This window comes from Streptomyces sp. NPDC087787 (assembly GCF_044743035.1).
In the GTDB taxonomy this organism is placed as follows: Bacteria; Actinomycetota; Actinomycetes; order Streptomycetales; family Streptomycetaceae; genus Streptomyces.
In genome coordinates this window covers 249,187-270,569 of sequence record NZ_JBIUVQ010000006.1, presented here as the reverse complement: position 1 = coordinate 270,569, position 21,383 = coordinate 249,187, and the positions used below count along the sequence as shown (strand labels likewise).

Annotated in this window: 16 protein-coding genes; 14 read left to right on the top strand and 2 right to left on the bottom strand. The window is 70.3% G+C overall.

Annotated elements, in window-relative coordinates; genetic code table 11:
* The first annotated feature begins 62 nt into the window (after positions 1-62).
* The 4 genes from ACIOWN_RS12710 to ACIOWN_RS12695 all read left to right on the top strand — a co-directional run bounded on the left by ACIOWN_RS12710 (position 63) and on the right by ACIOWN_RS12695 (position 6,140).
* On the top strand, positions 63-1,064 hold the full coding sequence (locus ACIOWN_RS12710) for a LysR family transcriptional regulator (protein ID WP_362348210.1): 1,002 nt from the start codon (positions 63-65) through the stop codon (positions 1,062-1,064).
* Between the two features lie 413 nt (positions 1,065-1,477).
* A complete protein-coding gene (locus ACIOWN_RS12705; RefSeq protein ID WP_401982053.1) occupies positions 1,478-2,599 on the top strand; it encodes a hypothetical protein in 1,122 nt (373 codons plus the stop codon).
* Positions 2,599-4,821, top strand: coding sequence for a bifunctional polysaccharide deacetylase/glycosyltransferase family 2 protein (locus ACIOWN_RS12700; RefSeq protein ID WP_362348206.1), 2,223 nt, complete (start codon positions 2,599-2,601; stop codon positions 4,819-4,821). Before ACIOWN_RS12705 ends, ACIOWN_RS12700 begins: the two co-directional genes overlap by 1 nt.
* A gap of 110 nt (positions 4,822-4,931) precedes the next feature.
* A complete protein-coding gene (locus ACIOWN_RS12695; RefSeq protein ID WP_401982051.1) occupies positions 4,932-6,140 on the top strand; it encodes an acyltransferase family protein in 1,209 nt (402 codons plus the stop codon).
* Between the two features lie 80 nt (positions 6,141-6,220).
* Here ACIOWN_RS12695 and ACIOWN_RS12690 read toward each other — a convergent pair whose 3' ends face one another.
* Together ACIOWN_RS12690 and ACIOWN_RS12685 are read right to left on the bottom strand one after the other, a co-directional pair.
* Entirely contained in the window at positions 6,221-6,499 is a 279-nt protein-coding gene (locus ACIOWN_RS12690; protein WP_401982049.1) for a hypothetical protein, read from the bottom strand.
* A 68-nt stretch (positions 6,500-6,567) separates the two neighbouring features.
* Positions 6,568-11,331 (bottom strand): RHS repeat-associated core domain-containing protein, encoded by a 4,764-nt coding sequence (locus ACIOWN_RS12685; RefSeq protein WP_401982047.1) that lies wholly within the window; start codon positions 11,329-11,331, stop codon positions 6,568-6,570.
* Positions 11,332-11,970: 639 nt separating this feature from the next.
* Between ACIOWN_RS12685 and ACIOWN_RS12680 the strand changes: the two genes are divergently transcribed.
* The 10 genes from ACIOWN_RS12680 to ACIOWN_RS12635 all read left to right on the top strand — a co-directional run bounded on the left by ACIOWN_RS12680 (position 11,971) and on the right by ACIOWN_RS12635 (position 21,108).
* A complete protein-coding gene (locus tag ACIOWN_RS12680) occupies positions 11,971-12,174 on the top strand; it encodes an RlpA-like double-psi beta-barrel domain-containing protein (RefSeq protein WP_324838204.1) in 204 nt (67 codons plus the stop codon).
* Positions 12,175-12,187: 13 nt separating this feature from the next.
* Positions 12,188-12,808 (top strand): cell wall protein, encoded by a 621-nt coding sequence (locus tag ACIOWN_RS12675; protein ID WP_362348198.1) that lies wholly within the window; start codon positions 12,188-12,190, stop codon positions 12,806-12,808.
* Positions 12,809-12,850: 42 nt separating this feature from the next.
* Positions 12,851-13,753: a MauE/DoxX family redox-associated membrane protein gene (locus ACIOWN_RS12670; protein WP_362348197.1), complete on the top strand. Its 903-nt coding sequence runs from the start codon at positions 12,851-12,853 to the stop codon at positions 13,751-13,753.
* A 129-nt stretch (positions 13,754-13,882) separates the two neighbouring features.
* On the top strand, positions 13,883-14,542 hold the full coding sequence (locus ACIOWN_RS12665) for a hypothetical protein (RefSeq protein ID WP_401982045.1): 660 nt from the start codon (positions 13,883-13,885) through the stop codon (positions 14,540-14,542).
* Positions 14,530-15,561 (top strand): hypothetical protein, encoded by a 1,032-nt coding sequence (locus ACIOWN_RS12660; RefSeq protein ID WP_401982043.1) that lies wholly within the window; start codon positions 14,530-14,532, stop codon positions 15,559-15,561. Before ACIOWN_RS12665 ends, ACIOWN_RS12660 begins: the two co-directional genes overlap by 13 nt.
* 36 nt (positions 15,562-15,597) lie before the next feature.
* On the top strand, positions 15,598-16,317 hold the full coding sequence (locus tag ACIOWN_RS12655; protein ID WP_401982040.1) for a hypothetical protein: 720 nt from the start codon (positions 15,598-15,600) through the stop codon (positions 16,315-16,317).
* A 135-nt stretch (positions 16,318-16,452) separates the two neighbouring features.
* Entirely contained in the window at positions 16,453-17,046 is a 594-nt protein-coding gene (locus tag ACIOWN_RS12650; protein WP_362348192.1) for an ABATE domain-containing protein, read from the top strand.
* 342 nt (positions 17,047-17,388) lie between these two features.
* Positions 17,389-17,910, top strand: coding sequence for a sigma-70 family RNA polymerase sigma factor (locus ACIOWN_RS12645; RefSeq protein ID WP_019056398.1), 522 nt, complete (start codon positions 17,389-17,391; stop codon positions 17,908-17,910).
* The gene (locus tag ACIOWN_RS12640) at positions 17,910-18,722 is read left to right on the top strand and encodes a zf-HC2 domain-containing protein (protein ID WP_401982037.1); all 813 of its coding nucleotides are present in this window, start codon (positions 17,910-17,912) and stop codon (positions 18,720-18,722) included. The genes ACIOWN_RS12645 and ACIOWN_RS12640 overlap by 1 nt, the downstream gene beginning before the upstream one ends.
* Before the next feature lie 64 nt (positions 18,723-18,786).
* On the top strand, positions 18,787-21,108 hold the full coding sequence (locus ACIOWN_RS12635; protein ID WP_362348188.1) for a UvrD-helicase domain-containing protein: 2,322 nt from the start codon (positions 18,787-18,789) through the stop codon (positions 21,106-21,108).
* Positions 21,109-21,383 lie beyond the last annotated feature (275 nt).

Genomic DNA, 21,383 nt, shown 5'->3' with positions numbered 1-21,383 from the left:
CCGACCTGCGGTCCAACACCTGATCGGATGCGATTGACGCACCTGCGTTGTAAGTTCGGCCGATGCCCGCCGAACCCGGACCGCCGTACCTCCCCGCCGGGGAGATCGCCCCCCGACTGCTGCGCGCCTTCGTCGCCGTCGCCGAGGAACTGCACTTCACCCGCGCCGCCGCCCGGCTGTACGTCGCCCAGCAGGCCCTCAGCCGGGACATCCGGCGACTGGAGCGGGAGTTGGGCGCCGAGCTGTTCGTACGGACCACGCGGCAGGTCACGTTGACCGCGGAGGGCACCCGGCTGCTGCCGTACGCCCGCCGGGTGCTCGAGGCGCAGCGCGCGCTGCTCGACGCCTTCGGCCGGGGCGAGCCGGAGCGGCCGCTGCTCGTCGACGTCAACAGCCCGGGGCTGTTCGGGGAGCGCGTGCTGGACCGGGCACGGTCCCGGGTCCCGCACCTGGAACTGATGACCCGCTTCGAGAGCGGCCTGACCGGTGCCGCCGCGGAGATCCTGGCCGGCCGGCTCGACGCGTCGTTCGGACGGTTCGCCGGGCTCGACCCCGCGGTCCGGCGGGGACTGCTGCACCAGCCCGTGCGGTACGAGCCCATGGCGGTCATCCTGCCCGAGGGGCACCGGCTCGCGGACCTGGAGCGGGTGCCGCTCGACGCCCTGGCCGGGGAGACCGTGTACGCGGGGGCGGGCAACACCCGTACGCCGGAGTGGACCGACCTCGCGCGTGAGCTGTTCGAGGGGCGCGGCATCGGCATCGCACCGCCCGCCCCCCTGGCGATCGGTGTGGCCGAGTTCCGGCGGGTCATGGCCAAGTACCGCAATCCGATTCTCGCCGTGGTCGACTTTCCGGCCATGCCGCAGACGGTTCTGCGGCCGCTTGTCGACCCCGTTCCGTTGTCGCCTGTGTCACTGGTCTGGCGGAAAGGGCTGATTCACCCCGGATTGGATGCGCTCAGGCGTTCTGCTACCGAACTGGCGTACGAGGAGGGATGGTTGCGCAGGCCGGTGGACGGATGGATTCCGGCCATGGACGCGATCGTGATGGGTGCGCACATCTGAGACCCATCTCCACCGCATGGCCACATGCGATACATTCGGGGACCCGGGCGCACCGTGGTAAAGGGGACGCTCGGGCCGGGTGGGGGCCCTGGTCCGACGACAGTGCGTAGGCCCGGATTCTGGAAGTCATGCCCCTGGGGGGGAAGTACGTGCGCGTCGACAAATGGCCAGATCACGCCCAACCGAACGGCTCCGGATTCTCGTCCGGGGGCGGCCGGGAGACGGGCGGGGCCGCGGACCCGAGTGAGTCGTTCATATCCGGCGACACCCTCGGCTCGGAATCGGAATCAGGCCACCTCTCGGGAGTGGCGCCGGAACTCGGTGACCAGGGCATGTGGCCGGATGCCGCCTGGCCGACGGCCGGTCCTGCCAGTCCTGCCGGTCCTGCCGGTTCTGGCGGTGCTGGTGGTGGTGTGCAAGGAGACCCGCGAGGAGCCGGTGAGGGCCAGGCCCCGGGTGCGGGGGCGGTCTCCTGGTTCGACAAGGGCCGCCCCGCCGAGCCGGCCGCCGCGGCGGAGACACAGCTACTGCCCGGCCCTGGGCCGAAGGCGGACTCCTGGACGACGGCCGACCCCGCGGCCGCCGCCGAGACGCGCATGCTCCCCGGACACGCGGCCGCGGAGACCCAGGTACTGCCCGGAACGCCGAACGCCGCCGAATCCGGGGGCCGGGCCGGCGCGGGCGCGCAGCCGTCCGGCACCGCCGGCACTGGTTTCGCCGGTACCGGCCCCACGGGCACCGGCCCCCTTGGCGTCAAGGTCGAGGACCCGTGGGAGACCCACGACCCGCACGAGGTCACCGTGCAGCTCGACGCGGTGAGCCTGCGGCCGGGCGGCACATTCGCCGCCACGGGCGGCACCGAGGGCGGCAAGGACGCCGACCGGCCCGTCTTCGTCGACGAGTCCGGCCGGCGCAGCCGCCGCTTCCGCCGCCTCGGCCTGGCCGTCGGTCTCGCCTGCGCGGTGTACGCGGTCGTCATCGTCGTCACTCTGCTGTCCGGCAACGCCGCCGCGCCCTGGGTGCCGCTCCCGGATCCGGGCGCCGACGACCACCCGGCGAGCAAGGTCAAGGAGTCCCCGCAGCCTTCGGAGTCCGCCGACCCGTCCGCGCCCGCCGACAGCCCGACCGGAGCCACGTCCGTCCCCGGCGCCCCCGGCGCGGCGGCGGTGACTCCGTCCGTGGGTGCCACCGCCGTACCGGGCGTGCCGGCCCAGCCCGGCAGCACGCCTGCCGCCCCCGCTCAGCCCCAGCCGTCCGTGTCCGCCACGAAGAAGGCCGCCCCGGACCGCAGCACCGCGCCGGCCGCCCCGGGGGGCACTGTCTCGTCCCCGGACCCCGACCCGCCGTCGCCCCCACAGCCCAGCGACCCCGGGCAGAGCACCGAGCCGGCCGGCCCCGGCAAGCCCGGTGACCCCGGCGTCACCACCAACAACAACGCCGCGAAATCCGCCACCACGACTCCGGCCGCCTCCCACGGCCGGGCCGCGGGTCGGCCCGGCGCCCCATCCCACAAGTCCCCGGAGAACGTCCTCTGATGGCCTCCAGCTCCAACCGTCGCCGCTCAGGCAGGGCCGACGGCCGCTCCCGTCGTGCCCCGGCCCGTGTCAACGCGCGGCGCTACCGGCTGCCCATGCGCTGGGTGCTGCCCGTCATGCTGCTGATCGCCATGACCGCCATGCTGATGCTGCGCGGCTATGTGCGCAGCGAGATCCTCGCCGACTACCGCATCAGATCCGTGGGAGCCTTCGACAAGGTGCCCAAGGAGATCTCCACGGGCGGCCCGATCATCGACACCCGAAGCGGCAAGGCCACCAGCCTGAGCCTGCCCAAGCACCGGCTCGTCCTCACCTTCGACGACGGGCCCGACCCCGTCTGGACCCCCAAGGTGCTCGACGTGCTCAAGAAGCACGACGCGCACGCGGCGTTCTTCATCACCGGAACCATGGCCTCGCAGCACCCGGACCTGATCAAGCGCATCGTGCGCGAGGGTCACGAGATCGGACTGCACACCTTCAACCACCCCGACCTGACCTACAAGTCGCAGCGCGGAATCGACTGGCAGCTGTCCCAGAACCAGCTGGCCCTGGAGGGCGCCGCCGGTGTCCGTACGTCGCTGTTCCGGCCGCCGTACTCGTCCTTCCCGGACGCGTTGGACAACAGGTCCTGGCCGGTCGTCGAGTACATCGGCTCCCGCGGCTACCTCACGGTCCTCAACAACACCGACAGCGAGGACTGGAAGAGGCCGGGCGTCGACCAGATCATCCGCAACGCCACCCCGAAGAACGGCGACGGCGCGATCGTCCTGATGCACGACTCGGGTGGTGCCCACCGGGAACAGACCCTCGAAGCGCTCGACCGGTTCCTGCCCGAACTCCAGGCCAAGGGCTACAAGTTCCAGAACCTCACCGAGGCCCTCGGGGCGCCGAGCGCGCACACCCCCGTCACCGGCGTCGAGCTGTGGAAGGGCCGGGCCTGGATCTTCCTGGTCAAGGCCTCGGACAAGCTCACCAGCGTGCTGATCGTCGGCCTCGCCGTCATCGGCTCTCTCGTGCTCGCCCGCTTCGGCCTGATGTTCCTGCTCTCCGGCGCGCACGCCCGCCGGGTGCGCCGCAAGAACTTCCGCTGGGGCCCCGACGCGCCGATCACGCAGCCGGTGTCGGTCCTCGTCCCGGCGTACAACGAGGCCAAGTGCATCGAGAACACGGTGCGTTCGCTCGTCGCCAGTGATCACCCGATCGAGGTGCTCGTCATCGACGACGGCTCCAGCGACGGTACGGCCCGCATCGTCGAGAACTTGAACCTGCCGGGCGTGCGGGTGATCCGGCAGCTCAACGCGGGCAAGCCGGCCGCGCTCAACCGCGGGCTGGCGAACGCCCGTCACGACATCGTCGTGATGATGGACGGAGACACGGTCTTCGAGCCGTCCACGGTCCGTGAGCTGGTGCAGCCCTTCGCCGACCCGAGGGTCGGCGCGGTCGCCGGCAACGCCAAGGTGGGCAACAAGGACCTGCTCATCGGTGCCTGGCAGCACATCGAGTACGTGATGGGGTTCAACCTCGACCGCCGGATGTACGACATGCTCCGCTGCATGCCGACGATCCCCGGAGCCGTCGGCGCCTTCCGGCGCAGCGCGCTGGAGCGGGTGGGCGGCATGAGCGAGGACACGCTCGCCGAGGACACCGACGTCACCATGGCACTGCACCGAGACGGCTGGCGGGTGGTGTACGCGGAGAACGCCCGCGCCTGGACCGAGGCCCCGGAGTCCGTGCAGCAGCTGTGGTCCCAGCGCTACCGCTGGTCGTACGGCACCATGCAGGCGATCTGGAAGCACCGCCGGGCCATCATCGAGCGGGGTCCCTCGGGGCGCTTCGGCCGTGTCGGCCTGCCGTTGGTCTCCCTGTTCATGGTGGTGGCGCCGCTGCTGGCCCCGTTGATCGACGTGTTCCTGCTGTACGGGCTGGTGTTCGGCCCCACGGAGAAGACCGTCGGTGCCTGGCTCGGCGTACTGGCGGTGCAGGTGGTCTGCGCGGCGTACGCCTTCCGGCTGGACCGCGAGCGGATGACCCACCTCGTCTCACTGCCGCTCCAGCAGATCCTCTACCGGCAGCTGATGTACATCGTCCTGCTCCGGTCCTGGATGACGGCGCTCACCGGCGGCCGGCTGCGCTGGCAGAAGCTGCGGCGCACCGGCGGAGTGTCCACACCGCCGAACGGGGCCGCCCAGCAGGAGCCCGCCATGGGCGGGAGGACGGCCTGATGGCGAATCCGCCGTTCGAGTACCAGGCGACGCCTCCGCGGCCGACGCCCCCTCCGACGCCCTGGCCGACGTCGTCCGTTCCGACGCCGACGACCGGGGAAGCCCCGCACGTGACCGCACGCACCCTGCCGCACGCGACGGACGACCCCGCCCGGCCGGCACCGGCGGAGCAGGCCCCCGGCGGCCCCGCCCGCGACCGCTACTTCGACTTCCTCCGCGCGGTCGCACTCTTCCGCGTCGTCCTCTACCACCTGATGGGCTGGGCCTGGCTGCCGGTGGTCTTCCCGTCCATGGGAGTGATGTTCGCCCTGGCGGGCAACCTCATGGCCCGCTCCCTCAAGCGTCCGCCCGTCCAGGTCATACGCGGCCGGATGCGCCGTCTGCTGCCGCCGCTGTGGCTGCTCGGCGCGATCGGTGTGGGCGGCATGGTGCTGCAGGGCTGGGGTCCGGACAGCGACGGGCACCCCGGCTGGTGGTGGTTCCACCTCACGTACTGGATCGTTCCGCTGAGCGATCCGCCGTACGCCGACGGTCTGCACGGGCTCCTCGGGGACGACTGGGCTTCGGCGATCGGCATCCCCCTGTGGTACATCCGCGCCTACCTCTGGTTCGTCCTGCTGTCCCCGCTCCTCCTCAAGGCTCTGCGCGCGCTGCCGTGGGTGACCATCGCCTCGCCCATCGCCATGGCGGCGGCGTTCGAGTTCGGCCACCTCAACCTGCCCGGCGAACGCCTGACGACCGCACTCACCGACTTCAGCACCTTCGGCGCCTGCTGGATCCTGGGCATGGCCTACCAGCAAGGCGTGCTGCAGCGCCTCCCCCGCTACATCGTCCCGTCCGTGGTTCCGGCGATCGCGTGCCTGGGGCTCTGGTACGCGTTGTCGCACGGTTTCAGGGAGGGGCACGACATGGACGACATCGCGTTCGCCCAGTGCCTGTGGTCCTTCGCGGCGGTGCTGCTGCTCCTGCACATCAGCCCGTCCTGGTCGCAGTGGCCCCGCCGGCTGCGCCCCTTCGACCGGCTGATCACACTGCTCAACTCCCGCGCGGTGACCATCTACCTGTGGCACAACGTCTGCATCCTCGCCGCCTCCGCCATGTGGGACAGGCTGTGGGACATCGGCGTGCTGGAGGAGCACTTCGCCTGGCTCCTGCGCAGCTCTTGGCCCCTCCTCGGCGTCAGCTGGCTGCTCATCGGCGGCTGCGTCGTCTGGTTCGGCTGGCTGGAGGACGTGGCAGCCAAGCGCAAGCCGCAGCTCTGGCCGGACGGTTCGTCCCGCAAGCCGGTCAAGGGACGGGCCGCCGCACACCGCGGATAGACAAGCCGGGGCCGGTCTCTCGGTGAGAGACCGGCCCCGGTGGCGGTTCGCTGGCGGCGCCCACTGCCATCCAGCCGTGCTCAGCTCCGTCCCCGCCACAGAAGCGCCAGACCGGTCAGGATCAAGCCGGCCCGGGTCGCCTCGCCGACGGCCGCGCCTGCCGGTGCCCATGACAGGAGCGGGCGGCTCACGGACACGGCGAACAGGCCCAGCAGCGCGATACCGGCACCCCACACGCGCGGGCGGGTCACTGTGCCCTCGAGCCATCCGGGAGCCCGGCCCGTCACGGCGGCGAGTACCCCGGCCGCGGCCACGAACAGGCCGACCACGATGACCACAGCCGAATCGAACGTTCCCATTGTTCTGCCATCTCCCGTAGGTGCAGGAGCGGACGTACCCCCGCCCTGGAGCGGGGGTACGCCGTCTCTCATTCGTGTCTCACGCGCGGGTAGCCGAGGTATATGTCCAGGATGACGCCGTGCGACTGGATGTTCAGCATGTGCTGGAGCTTCGAGGCGATCCAGCTGTAGAGGCCGGCGATGGCGCTGAACACGACCGCGCCGATGTTGCTGCCGGGTATGACTCCGAACAGCACGGCGAGGAGCGTGGCCTTGGACGCGTTGCTCCAGAGCTGGTCGATGACGCTCACGGTCCGCTTGCGCGTCATGTCGATCTCAAGACCCCACCAGTGCCACTTGTGGCCGTTGTAGTTGTGCTTGCTGCGTCCGTCCAGGTCCAGGCAGTTGACCGGGTCGCCCGAGCAGTATTCGTAGGGGTTGGCGCTGCCTTGGAAGATCGGGTCGGTGGACAGGAAGCGGCCGGTCTGGGTGTTGTAGAGGCGGACGCCCATGAGGAGCAGCCCGGAGGGAGTGTCCGCCGAGCGTTGGTAGCCGCCCAGCCAGCCGTATCGACCCACCGAACCGGAGGTGACGTTGCCGTACTCGTCCGTATTGAGGACGGTCGCCGTGGCACCGGCCGTCAGCGGTTGCACCATGGCGACGTCACCGTGGATGGTGGTGAACTGGAGCTTCACGTCACCCGACTTGCCGGTGATCGCCGCCAGTCCGACGACGATCCCCAGGACGTTGCGGGTGAGATCGCCGTTGGAGCCCTCGACGGTCCACTTGGGCGAGTCGCCCTCGCTTGCGTAGTGGTTCACCTTGGTGGCGGTGGTCGACCAGGTGCCCGAGGACTGCGACTGCTCGGTCCAGGAACGGAACCGGTAGGCGGAGTCCAGGGTCCAGGTCTGGCGCTTGTTGCCGGTCGTCTGCTGGCGGACCAGGTCCGTCGAGTAGTAGTCGATCGTGGATCCGGGCAGGCTGGTGGTGCGGCCGAAGTCGTCATAGACGTAACCGGAGTCGACCAACCGGTCCCCGCTGTCATAGGCGTGCGTGGTGCCCGACCCGGTGGACGGGCAGGCGGCGTACGCGGCAGCGGAGGCGGTGGCCCGGGCGACACGGTTGGCCCGCTTGTCCATCGTGTAGGTGCGCGTGGTGCACACCCCGTTGTTGCCGGTGTCGTTGACCGTGTTCAGTCGGCCCGCACCGTCGTAGGCGTAGTGCTGCGTGCCCGCGGTGTTGGAGGTCCGGCTGGTGACCTGGTCATGGACGGAGCGGACGACGGACTCGGCGAACACGGAAGTGCTGTCGCTGTCCCGTGTGTAGGTGCGCTTGGTGAGCGCGCCGGTCGGGTCGCCGGCCTGGTCGAGCGTGTAGCCACCGGGCAGCTTCTCGCTGGTGAGCGCGCCGTCCGCGTCGTAGGCCGCCGTGAAGGAGCCCGCCACGGAGTCGGTCAGCTTCGTCACCAGGCCGCGCGGGTCCACGGAGGTGTCGTAGGTGAAGGTGGTGGTGGACGGCGCGGTGTCCGTGCTCTTCACCGGTCGGTTCAGGTCGTCGTACTGCGTGGTGGTCGTGCCACCGTCGGCGTCGGTGTAGGAGATGAGACGGCCGAGCTTGTCGTAGTCGTGGGTGATGGTCCCGCCGTCGGACGACGTGGTCTTCACCAGTTGGCCCGTGTCGGGGTCGTAGGTATTGGTGATCGCGGGCACGGACTGGCCGAGGTTGCCGGTGACCTGGGAGGTGGCCAGGCGGCCCGCCGCGTCGTAGGTGCGAGTCGCGGTCCGGTAGCTGTTGCCGGAGGTGTCGACCATCTTCAGCACCTGGCCGAACAGGTCGTACGTGATGGTGGAGTCGACCGAGGTCTTCGGGTTGCTCCCGCCCCCGGTGATGTCACCGGCCGGACCCATCCAGCACAACAGCCCCTCCCACTCGGGGTGGCCCTGGCAGAATCCCGTGCCGGTCGCCTTCCAGTACGAGTAGACCTTGCTGGACGCGTCCTCGCCGTTGCCGCCCGGCAGGATGACACCGGTGACCCGGCCACTGGAGTCGTAGCCCTTGTTGGTGTTCAGCCCCAGCCCGCCGGCGTCCTCGGTCACGAGGGTGGGCAGGCCCTTGACCCAGTCGTACTGGGTGACGGTGACCCGCTTGTCGGCCAGGATCGAGTCGTAGCCGTCGACGCGCAGGCCGGAGGTGACGATGGTGAGCTGGTCCCTGACCTTGGCGGAACCGTCGGTGGGGCGTCCCTGGTCGTACTCATTGACCTTCCAGGAGCGGGCCGACACGGTGGTACCTGCCGGGAGGAGGACCTTGTTGCCGTTCTTGAAGTCCTTCGTCAGCTCCACACGGTGCAGCGGACCGAACTCCTCCAGCAGACGGAGACCGTTGTTGCTGTAGTAGTTGTAGGACGAGAGCAGTTCGGCGCGCTGCGCGCTGCTCAGCCCGCTGATGCCCAGCTCGGAGAGTTGCTTCTCGTCGGCCGGGGTCAGGCCGAGCGAGAGGGAACGGTTGGCCGGGGTGAGCTTGCGAACGACGTTGCCGAAGCGGTCGTACTGGGTGGTGCTGATGTGCCCGCCGGGCTCGGTCGTGTCGACCTCACGTCCGGACTCGTCCATGTAGACGATGGTCGCGCGCTTGTAGTTGCCGGAGGTCAGGGATCCACCGTCGTGGGACGAGGGCACCTGGTCGGCGGGGAAGATGGCCGTGGCGTCCGCCGGGCCCTGGGACTGCCCCCAGGTTTCGGTGTCGCCGGACGCCATCGCATAGGGCGCGGCGCTGCCGCTGAGCGGTACGTCGTACACGAAGTCGATCTTCGCGTTTCCGTTCACCGTCGACTTGGTGCCCGGCGCCAGGGTCGGGCGGGACACGGACAGGAGCATGCCGGTGCCGGCCGTGGCACTGTTGCCGGCCTTGCCGTACTCGAAGGTCCACGGCAGCTCTCCGGGCGGGGTGAGCGTGGTGACGCGCCCCGCGCTGTCGTAGCCGTACGCGGTCTTCAGCGGGGTGCTCAGCCGCGCGTCCCATGCCTCGCGCAGCCGCCCCGAGTTGTCGTAGAGGTACTTCTCGACGGTGGTGGCCTTGGACGCGGTCTCACCGGGAGCGGTGGCCCACAGCTTGATCTGCGAGACGCGGCCGGCGTAGTCGCCGAGCGCCGAGGACGTGGCCGTGGTGGACGTCGCGTAGACGAACTCCAGGACTCGGCAGCCCTGTGCGGACGGCGTTGTCCTGCAGGTGGCGGCGGACACCGCGCCGGTCGGCGCGATCAGGTACTTGGGGCGGGCCAGGGTCGTGCCACCGCTGGTCACCGTCTCCGAGACGGTCGTCGTCGTGGAGTTGTCGGTCGGCAGGGAGGCCGTGGTGACGTTCCAGACGGAGGAGGAACCGTCCGCCTTCGCGAAAGTCGTGACGGTGCCGCTGGTCTCCGACAGCGTGAACGAGCCGGTCAGCGAGCCTGTCAAGGTGAGTGAACCCGATCCCGTCTCCGGCGACCAACCACCGCCCGAGGTCGCGGCGAACCCGGTCGCGTTGCCGTCGGCGTCCACGACCGCGACGGAGGTGCTCGACGTCCGCTGGAGGTATTTCCAGGTCGAGCCGCTCTTCTCGGCAACGACACCGGACACCCACTCGGGGCCGAAGATCGGGGCCTGCCCCTCCTGCTGGGCACCCGCGTCCGGGCGGCGGGACGACGAGGTCCGGGAAACGCTCAGGCCGAACACTGAGAGGTCACCGGCGGAAAGGAAGTAGTCACCGGTGAGCAGGTTCACAGTGCCGGGGCCGACATCCTCCTTGGGAGCGTCGCCGGCGACACGGTCCACCGTGACGGGGACGGTCTGGCTGTAGCCGCTCCCGGTGCTGTTGCTGAACTTGGCACGGACCTCTATCGGTCCGTCCTCGCTCAGGGTGCTGGTGGTCTTCCAGGTCAGCGTGGCCGGCTTGCCGTTCGTGACCGGAACGGGCCAGGTGACGGCGGCACCGCTGGAGGAGACGGTGACGTCGGACGCCGGGATCGTCTTCCACGTGTCGGTCTCACCGCGCCGGTACTCGTAGACGGCGTTGGTGTATGCGGACTTGCCGATCGCCGAGAGCGAGACGCGGCGCGCGGTGCGCTGTCCGTCCATGGGTGACGTCAGGGCGACGCCGTCGCTGCCGATGCCGAAGCTGTAGGCGGTGGCCTTCGCCGAATGGTTGCCGGCCTTGTCGACGGTCCGTGCGTAAAGGGTGTGCCAGCCGAGGTCGGCGGTCACGGTGACGGACTTGGCGGCACCGCCGGTGCCGTTGGTCTGGTCGTCCAGCCGTTGCGGGGTGTTGGGGTCGTCCAGGCCCCAGACGTAGCCCTGGCCGTCCGTAGCCGTGGTGGTGAACGTGCAGGTGGCCCCGTTCGACAGCGGTGCGTTCCAGTCGCCCTCCTTGTATCCGGCACAGCTGATGCCGGGGGCGGCGGGCGCAGTCGTGTCGACAGCGAAGACGGTGTACGCGGTCCAGCCGCTGTAGGTGGTGCCGTCGTAGGAACGCGCGCGGAGCCGCAGATGCTTCGCATCCGGCAGGGCGTTGGCCGAGGGCACGGAGAGCAGTGCGTTCACACCGGAGGCGGTGCTCGCCGACGTGCCTGTATAGGAGTAAGTCGTGTCGGCGAAGGCAGGATCGGCCGTCAGCTCGAACTGCGCCTTGTACGTGCCCCCGTCACCGACGACCCCGTTGGCCCACAGCGTGGGTGTGCCCCGGGTGGTGAAGCGGCCTCCGCTGTACGCGTTGACGGAGCTGGGGCTCAGCCCCCAGCTGCTTGGAACCTGTGGCGCGATGCTCGCCACCGCCGACCGCGTCGGGACGGCGAAGGCCTGGCCAGAGGTCAGCGCCACGGTTCCCGCTTCTGCGGCCATGGCCAACGCGAGCAGCACCGCTATGCGGCCCGGTCTGGAACCCCACCTCACGCGTGAGGGTCTGCGAAGCATGTTGCTCCTTTGCCTTGGTCCCTCGTGGGCCGAGGGAGCAGGAATTCATAGCATGGGCACGTCAAGGCCGTGAAGATCCTTTGGGGCCGTAGAGGCGGAACTGTCGTGATCTATGGCTGAAAAGTGAGGATCGGGCATCTCTCCGGGGTGCCGAAATCGAAGGGCCCAACATCCGCCGCCCTTCTGGCCAACGCGCGTAGACGGGCGCATCATGGGGGTGTTCTGCACGCACGACCCTGGCACTGAAATTGTCATGCACGCGTCAAATTGACGGGTGCATGCGCGCCCATCCATACGCGTCATTCAGCGACAGAGGGAGACGGCACGATGGCTTGCGGATCGACCAGCCTATGGGCCGGTGAAACGAGCTGGTTCTGTTGCGGATCCTCCTGGGGTCCGTGCGGCAGCGCGGGCGGCGGCGCCTGCGGCAACTGCCGGTCCAGCGCGAATCACGGCGCCTGGCCCAACGCGTCACAGGCATGCTGGGACATCACCCGGCCCGACCTGTGCGGCGAGAACATCCCCAGACGCGGCTGCGGTGCGGTGATGAACATCAGGCACCAGTGCTCCGGCGCCACCGTCTGCATCACGATCACCGACTGCGGACCGCGCACCAAGGACTGGTGCGGCGAGGCCACCTGCTGCAACGGCGCCTGCCGCACCAACCGCGTCCTGGACCTGACCCCGGCCGCCTTCTCGGCGATCGGCAACCTCAGCTCCGGCAAGCTGCCGGTCTACATCTACGAGTGAGGGGGAGTTCGTCATGACATACCGTCAGAACGGCGACGGCGGCGGCCTGGGCCGCCGGCGCTTCCTCACCGCGGCCGCGCTGAGCGGCGCCACCATCGTCGGCGCGTCCGCCCTCGGCGGCTTCGACGCCGACGCGGCCTTCGCCGCCGAACCTTCGCTCGACCCGGCGATCCCCAAGTCGGCCTTCGTGGAGGGCCGGATCACCGGCATCACCGGCAGTGTCCTGGAGGTCGCGGGATCCTACGGAGACCACTCCCGGGTCCAGATGACCAACGTCACCAGCGTCTGGAAGGTCCGGCCGACCACCGCCGCCGACATCGAGATCGGGGACGGCCTGTACGCGCGGGGCGTTCCGATGCCGGACGGCACCGTCGCGGCCGACGCGGTGTGGGTGAACATCGTGAACCTCGACACCACGATCCGCGGCATCGCGAAGAACCGGGTGCACCTCTCCCACGGGCAGCACGAGATCGTCGGCCACGTCCACCAGGACACGACGAACGCCTCGTACGCGGGCCGTGCGCTCACCTCGGACCTGTCCCGGCTGCGCATCGGGCAGAGCGCCCAGGTGCTCGGGGCCTGGCGGCCGTCCGACAACTCGGTGGACGTCGTCCGCATCTCCGTCGGGCACTGACGGCCGGATCCGAGGAGGAGAAGAGGAGAAGGGGAGGGAAGGATGCTCTCACTGACAACGGGCCTCGTACCGCTGGTCCTCGCGGGCCTGCTGGGGTGGACCGGCTCGGTCAAGCTCTTCGACCGGGACACCGTGCGCCAGGCACCGAAGACGGCGCTGGCCCGGATGCTGCGCAGCAGCGAGCGGGCGGCGCTGGTGCTGCGCGGCACCGGCGCCGTGGAACTCCTGCTCGCGGCAGGGCTGCTGGCCGTGCCGGCGAACCCGGTGCCGGGCGCGGCGACGGCCGTCCTCGGGGCGGGGTTCCTCGGCTATCTCGGCTACGGCCGGGCGCTGGCACCGGAGTCCTCCTGCGGCTGTACGGCGAACGAGGACACCCCGATCACCTGGCGCGCGTTCGCGCGCGCCGCGCTGGTGCTCGTGGGCGGTGCGACGGCGGCGGTGGCGCACGGCTCCTGGTGGTCCACGCTCACCGAACGGCCCGGTGGCGCGGTGGTGTTCGTGACCCTGGCCACGGCCGTCCTGGTGGCGCTGTCGGTCGATCTCGACCGGTGGTGGCTGCTGCCGCTGCGCCGGCTGAGGCTGCGTGTCTTCGGGCATCCGCTCTTCGGCAGCGAGCCGGGGGACCGGGTGCCGGTCGCCGCCAGCGTGGAACTGCTGGAGAACTCCCTCGCCTGGCAGACCGCCTTCCCGGTGGTCCGGTCGGGTCTGCTGGACCACTGGGAGGAGGACGGCTGGCGGATCCTGCTGTACTCGGGTGTGTACGGCGCGGGGGAGAGCGCGCGGCCGGTGTCGGTGGTCTTCGCCCTGGACGCCACGGCCGGCCGGGACACCCCTGGCGACCCGGCGGTCCGCGTCAACTACGTCGACGCGCACACCGGCGAGCCACTGGCAGCGACTCTGCTGCGCGCGGTCCCGTCCCGCAGATCCCTGCCGACCTTCGGCTGACGCCCTCACGGCTCACCGTCCCCGCCCACGGGGCCGGTGAGCCGTCCGCGTCGCGCTGGTGCGGTCGTGGGGGGCTCGGTAGCGTGTCGGCTGTTTCGCCCTGCCCGCCTGCCTCACCAGGAGCCTGCTGTGATCCGCCGCCCAACTCGCCTGCTCACCACAGCCGTCGCCGGCACGACGGCCGTCCTGCTCCTCACCGGTTGCGGCGGAGGAGACGGCGGCGGCTCGAAAGCCAACGACAAGATCGCAGGCGCGGACACGAACACGAAAACGCCGACCTCCCCGACTCCGTCCGCGACGGCGGCGGGGCGACCGCAGATCGAGTTGCCGTCGGATCTCACCTACACCTTCGAGTGGCCCAAGACAGGGGACAAGGACAAGGACGCCGTCCTCTACGACAGTCAGCAATTCATCAAGGCTGTGGACATGGCGATCGCCGAGCAGAAGCCGCTCGACGCGGGGTATCGCTTCTACTCGGAGGGCGAGGCGGCGGCGGGAAGCCAGAAGTTCATCCAGGAATTCGTGGACTACAAGGACCGGATCACCGGCGTCAGGCGGTTCTACGCGGCCAAGGTCCAGGTCAACGATGGCGGAACGGCGAGCCTCGTCTACTGCGAAGACCAGAACAAGGCGTACAACAAGAGCTTGAAGACCGGAAAGACGGAGGTGACCTCGCAGTCGAAGGACAACTACGTCGTCTACAGCAGCCGCCTGCGGGTCAACAAGCAAGGCATCTGGGTCACTGAGAAGCTGGCGTCGCAGCGGGGGAGCTCCGTATGTCAGCCGTGAGCAATCTGCGACGCGCATGCGTCGTCTCCGCCGCAGCCGCACTGTTGCTCTGCCCGGCACAGGCATGGGCGGGCTTCGGCCATGGCGGCAGTACCAATGGCGGGAGCGACGGCAGCGCTTCGGGTGGCGCCGACGGTGACACGATCTCGGCGACCGCCGGCGGCGTTGTCTTCGACCGTTCCAAGAACGGCACCGGCCGTTCCGCGGGACCGGTCGCCCCGGTTTCGTCCTGGACGCCGCCCGCCTGCTGGTATGCCCCGAAGTACACGCCGGAGCAACTGCAGAAGTACTTGGAGCCGATCTGGGAGGCCGAGTCCACCGGGCACGAGTGGGACGCCGAGCAGCGCGACCGGTACGTCGACGGCCACCCGTACAAGGACTTCAACAAGGACAAGGCGGACAAGGGTTATTGGTGGGACTCGTACGTCAACAGGGACTTCCCGCCGGGTTGGGACAAGTGCACAGAGCCGATCTTCTGGGTCGACCGGGGCGCTGCTCCGCCCGCGAACATCGAGAACGCGGTGACGCCGCGCATCCTCGCCGAACTCGCCTACAACGAGATCCGTGTCCCCGGTACCGAGGTGACGCTTGCGCCGGCCGGGGTGACGAAGGTGAATCTGCCTACCTGGGCGTGGCTGGACGGGGCGCGGTTCAGGCCGGTCTCCGTGACGGCTTCCGTGCCGGTGCTGGGGATTTCCGCGACGACCACCGCCGAGCCGGTCTCGTTGCGGATCGACCCCGGTACGGCGGACGCCGAGACCTACCCCGCGTCGGGAGTCTGCCCGATCGTCGGTGGCCGCATCGGTGAGGCGTACGCCAAGGGGAAGGCCGACCGGACGCCGCCCTGCGGGGTGAAGTACCTGCGGTCGTCCGGCGACGGCTCGTACCGGTTGAGAGCCACCATCACCTGGAAGATTCACTGGACGGGTACCGGCGTCCCGGGCGGGGAGCTGCCCGAGGGAACCTTCGGTGCCACCCAGGACGTCACGGTGCAGGAGATCCAGGCCGTGAACCGCTGAGCAGGAGCTGGACAACAGAAAAAGGGGGGCGCCACGGTGAACAAGTGGCGGGTTCGGAAGGTGCTCGAGCAGGTGCGGCAGGGGCAGCGCGTGGAGCTGCGCCTCAGCAAGTCGTCCGTGGCGAAGGCCGCCGGACTCGCCTGCCTCGCTGAGCAGTTCGGGTACGAGTACGTGCATGCCGAGCGCGTACGCGACAACAAGATGCTGCTGGTCCTCGCGCCCGACCCCAGCCCGCAGGCCCGGGCGCGGGCCGCGGAGAACTGGGCGCGGTATCCGAACGCCGCGGACGGGGTGTCGCTGCCGCCGCTCGTGCCGGCCGCGTTCGAGGTGATGACGGCGCGCATCAACGTCGACATGTCGGGCGCCGGCGACCAGATAGCCATGGCGCTCGTCGGCGTCATCGCGACCTTCGGGTGCGCCTACTGCGCGGTGCAGGCCTCGGGGGACGGGCTCTTCCTCCTTGTCATCGGGGTGCTGTGGGTCTGCTTCCTGGTCGCCTCCGCCGGCGGGTTCCTGTCCCTGAGGCGACGCCACGCCAGGGCCGTCGCACTGCTCCAGGCCGCCGGGTTCGTGCCGGTGACGGAGGAGCGCGGGAGGGTGCGGTACCGGCCGGGTCCGGCATGGCAGGCCGGACCGTACGGGCAGGGGCCCTACGGGCAGGGGGTGTACGGGCAGGGTCCCTACGGCCAAGGCCCTTACAGCCAGGGCCCGTACGGCCAAGGACCCTACGGCAACGGGCCTCGCCCCCCGCAGTAGGCAGCCGCCCCCTCGCCGCCCGGGGGCTACCGGTCCGGGCGGTGGGCGGGCACTGTGGGAGGGAACGGATTTCCGGCCTCCGACGATGCCCCGGCGAGGCTGCCGGCCGGGGTGAGCCTAGGCGGTGACACGCACATGGCACTGGCTGCGGCCACGGTCCCGTACGAGCTGAGGTTCGACGCCGGGCGTATCTGCCTGGATCTCCTCTCCACCACCCACCCCGTGGAACGGCTCGACTCCCTCCCGCCACTGCGCGCGTGGATCACCGGCTCGGGGCTGGTGCCGTCCGGCTGCCCGCTGGCGCACGCCGACGCGCCCTGGCTCACGGGGTTCCGGGAACTGCGACGGGACATGGGCGAGTTGGTGCGCGGTTATCTCGGTCAGGAGACGCGGGCCCACGACCTCGCGCTCGCCCGCGTCAACGACATCGCCCGTACGGCACCTCCCGCACCCCGCGCCGCACGCCGCGAAGACGGCACCCTCGTGCGCGAGTTGGCGGGGCCGCCCGACTGCGCCGCCCTGCTCGCGGCCGTCGCCCGGGACGCCGTGGAACTGCTCACCGACCCCGTGGCCCTGGCGGCCCTGCGCCAGTGCGAGGGCGACAACTGCCCGATCGTGTACCTGGACACGTCCCGGGGACGCCGGAGGCGCTGGTGCTCCAGCGAGGTCTGCGGGAACCGTGAACGGGTGGCCCGCCACCGCCGACGCGCGGCACTCTCAAGGACGTAGAGAAGTCAGGGGCAGTAACTCGCTATCCCATTTGCCGGTTGTGGGTGATCCGTGCCGAAGTGATTTGCGTAACACATTGTTTGGCTCGCTTCGGGTGCGGGCAGCGCGTCCGCTCTCACGTCTGTGTCGGAAATGTGAAGGCCGAGCGGGGGGAATGTGCGCCCATGTCCTCCCTCGTCACGTCACCCGACAGAAAACCGTCGGCCTGTTTTGAACACCGCGTGCCCCGGATCCGTACCCGTCGGCGAGCGACCGACTGGGGGGAAGCCCCGGACACCGGAGGTGGGCGTGCGCAAGGATGCGGCCGTGGCCAATGAACGTGGAGCGAGGGCCCGACATCGCATGTCCCAGTCCTCGGAACCTGATGAGGAGTTGATGCGTGCCCTCTATCGCGAGCACGCCGGACCTCTCCTCGCATATGTCCTCCGGCTGGTGGCCGGCGACCGGCAGCGTGCCGAGGACGTGGTGCAGGAGACGCTCATCCGTGCCTGGAAGAACGCCGGTCAGCTCAATCGAGCCACCGGTTCGGTACGCCCCTGGCTGGTGACGGTCGCCCGACGCATCGTCATCGACGGCCACCGCAGCCGGCAGGCCCGGCCGCAGGAGGTCGATCCGTCGCCGCTGGAGGTCATCCCCGCGGAGGACGAGATCGACAAGGCGCTGTGGCTGATGACGCTGTCGGACGCGCTCGACGACCTGACCCCGGCCCACCGGGAGGTGCTCGTCGAGACGTACTTCAAAGGGCGTACCGTCAATGAGGCCGCCGAGACACTGGGCATACCCAGCGGCACCGTCCGCTCACGGGTGTTCTACGCCCTGCGGTCGATGAAGCTGGCGCTGGAGGAGCGGGGGGTGACGGCGTGATGAGCGTGTACGGGGGATTCGGAACGGGTGGTGCGGGTATGTCTGGGGCCATGCAGGGAACCCCGGCTCCGAACGAGCACGAGACCGTCGGCGCCTACGCCCTCGGGATCCTCGACGACACCGAGGCAACCGCTTTCGAGGCGCACCTCGCCGGCTGCGAGTGGTGCGCCCAGCAGCTCGACGAACTGGCAGGCATGGAGCCGATGTTCGCCGCGCTCGCGGACCTGCCGGGCTCCGGCACACCCGCGGTCGGGGAGTCCCTTTCGGCCAAGCCCAGCCCGCGCCTGGTGGAGAAGCTCGTCGACGAGGTCGCCGAGCGCCGTGCCCAGAAGCGCAGGCGCAGCTTCTACATGGTCGCCGCGGCGGCAGCGCTGATCATCGGCAGCCCGCTGGCCGTGTTCGCGGTGAGCGGCTCGGGCGGCGGCGACAACACCACGGCGGGCGCGAGTCCCGCGCAGTCGGCGTTCGCGTCGATGCCCGACAAGGTCACGGCGACGGACCCGGCGACGAAGGTCACCGCGACGGTCGCCGTGGAGAAGAAGGACTGGGGCACGAACGCCGTTCTCGAGCTGAGCAACGTCACCGGCTCGCAGAAGTGCTCGCTCATCGCCGTCGGCAAGAACGGCGAACGTGAGACGGTCACGTCCTGGTCCGTCCCGGAGTGGGGCTACGGCGTCCCGAACGCCAAGACGGAGCAGGCCAAGAACCCCCTCTACGTCCGTGGCGGCGCGGCTCTGGAGCCGAACCAGATCGATCACTTCGAGGTAATGACCTTCGATGGGAAGCAACTCGTCGAGGTACCGGCCGCCTAGCTTCCGCCCAGGGCCCCCTTTCGCGTACGGTTGACGGCTGCCCAGCACGTCAGAAGGGGGCCCGGTGGCCGCACAGGCTCAACAGGATTCCGCGGTCGGATCGGTCCACGGCGCAGCGCACGAAGCGGCGCACGACTCCGTACGGGACCGTGAGATCAGTGTGGAACAGCAGCACCTGGACCGGGTGTACCGCCGCCTCGAGGAGAAGATCCACGAGGCCGAGTTCCTCATGCGTGACGCGGCCCAGCGCGGCCAGGTGGGCACGCCCGGCGCGCTGGCCGAGCGCGACGCGCAGGTCTTCCGGGCGGGCGTCCACCTCAACCGGCTGAACAACGAGTTCGAGGACTTCCTCTTCGGCCGGGTCGACCTGCTGCTCGGCAAGGACGGCAGGAAGGGCCCGGACGGCGCGTACACGGCGGTGGAGCCGGCCGAGGGCGCGGTCCGCGAGGACGGCACGGCGGACATCGCCGAGACCCTGCACATCGGCCGTATCGGCGTCCTCGACGAGGACTACTCCCCGCTGGTCATCGACTGGCGGGCACCGGCCGCCGCGCCCTTCTACCGCTCCACCCCGGTCGACCCCGGCCGGGTCGTGCGCCGGCGCGTCATCCGTTCCAAGGGGCGGCGCGTGCTCGGCGTCGAGGACGATCTGATGCGTCCCGAGCTGAGGGCGTACCTCGACGGCCACGAGCTGCCCGCGATCGGCGACGGCGCGCTGATGGCCGCGCTCGGCCGGTCCCGCGGCCACACCATGCGGGACATCGTCTCCTCCATCCAGGCCGAGCAGGACCTGGTCATCCGCGCCCCCGCCGCCTCGGTGACGTACGTCGAGGGCGGCCCCGGAACGGGGAAGACGGCGGTCGCGCTGCACCGGGCGGCCTACCTGCTCTACCAGGACCGCCGCCGCTACGCGGGCGGCATCCTGATCGTCTCCCCGACGCCGCTGCTCGTGGCCTACACCGAGGGCGTGCTGCCCTCGCTCGGCGAGGAGGGCCAGGTCGCCGTCCGGGCGATCGGCTCGCTCGTCGACGGCGCCGAGGCGACGCTGTACGACTCCCCGTCGGTGGCCCGGGCCAAGGGCTCGTACCGGATGCTGAAGGTGCTGCGCAAGGCCGCGCGGGGCGCACTGGAGTCCAACGGCGCACCGGACCGGCTGCGGGTCGTCGCCTTCGGCCGTCGGCTGGAGCTGGAGGCCGGAGAACTCGACCACATCCGGCGCACCGCCCTCGGCGGCACCGCGCCGGTGAACCTGCTGCGCCCGCGCGCCCGCAAGCTGCTCCTTGACGCCCTGTGGGAGAAGTCGGGCGCCGCCGGCCGGCACACGGACCCGGAACTCGCGGCCGAACTGCGCTCCTCCTTCGACGAGGACGTCACCGGCGAGGACTCCTTCGCCGCCTTCCTCGACGCCTGGTGGCCGGAGCTGGCCCCGCCGGCGGTGCTCGCCGCCATGGCCGACGAGCGGCGGCTGGGCCGCTGGGCGCGCCGGATCCTCAACCCGGGGGAGGTGCGCCGGGTGGCCCGCTCGCTGCGGCGCGGCGGCCACTCGGTGCACGACATCGCCCTGCTCGACGAGCTCCAGGCGATCCTCGGCACCCCGGCCCGCCCGCGCCGGAAGCGTGAACTGGATCCGCTGGACCAGCTCAGCGGTCTGGAGGAGCTGATGCCGGTGCGCGAGGAGTCGCAGCGGGAGCGGGCGGAGCGCCTCGCGCAGGAGCGCACCGAGTACGCGCACGTCATCGTGGACGAGGCGCAGGACCTCACGCCCATGCAGTGGCGGATGGTCGGCCGCCGCGGCCGGCACGCCACCTGGACGGTCGTGGGCGACCCCGCCCAGTCCTCCTGGTCCGACCCGGACGAGGCGGCCCAGGCCCGCGACGAGGCCCTGGGCACCCGGCCGCGCCGCCGCTTCGAGCTGACCGTGAACTACCGCAACCCGGCCGAGATCGCCGAGCTGGCCTCGAAGGTCCTCGCCCTGGCCATGCCGGGCTCCACCGCGCCGACGGCCGTGCGCTCCACCGGCGTGGAGCCGCGCTTCGCCGTCGTCCGGGGCTCGCTGGAGAAGAGCGTGCGGGCGGAGGCGGAACGGCTCCTCGACCTGGTCGACGGCACGGTCGGCGTGGTCGTCGCCATGAACCGGCGCGAGGAGGCCCGGCGCTGGCTGGCCGGGCTGGGTGACCGGGTGGTGGCGCTCGGCAGCCTGGAGGCCAAGGGCCTGGAGTACGACGCGACGATCGTCGTCTCGCCCGCGGAGATCGCGGACGAGTCCCCGGCCGGCCTGCGGGTCCTGTACGTGGCCCTGACCAGGGCCACCCAGCAGCTGACGGTGGTCTCCGCGGAGCGGGACGAGCCGGACGGGGCCGGGGTGCCGGATCTGCTGAGGGACTGAACAACGGGTGAACCTCGGCGACGGGAATGGCCACCGGGGATCCGTTTGTTAGCCTGGATACGGCACCGGCCCGATCCAAGCCCCCGGGCCCAACCTTTGTCGCTACGAGCGACCACTTGCCGCGAGGCGAGCATGGCGGGTCGGTGTCATACAACCTCCCAGAGGCCCACGTCACGATGTGACGTGGGCCTCTTTTGTCGCTCCCGCATCTTTCGCCACCGCGACACTTCTCGTATGGTGAAATTCCGTTTCCGAAATCGGCACCTCCCGGTGAA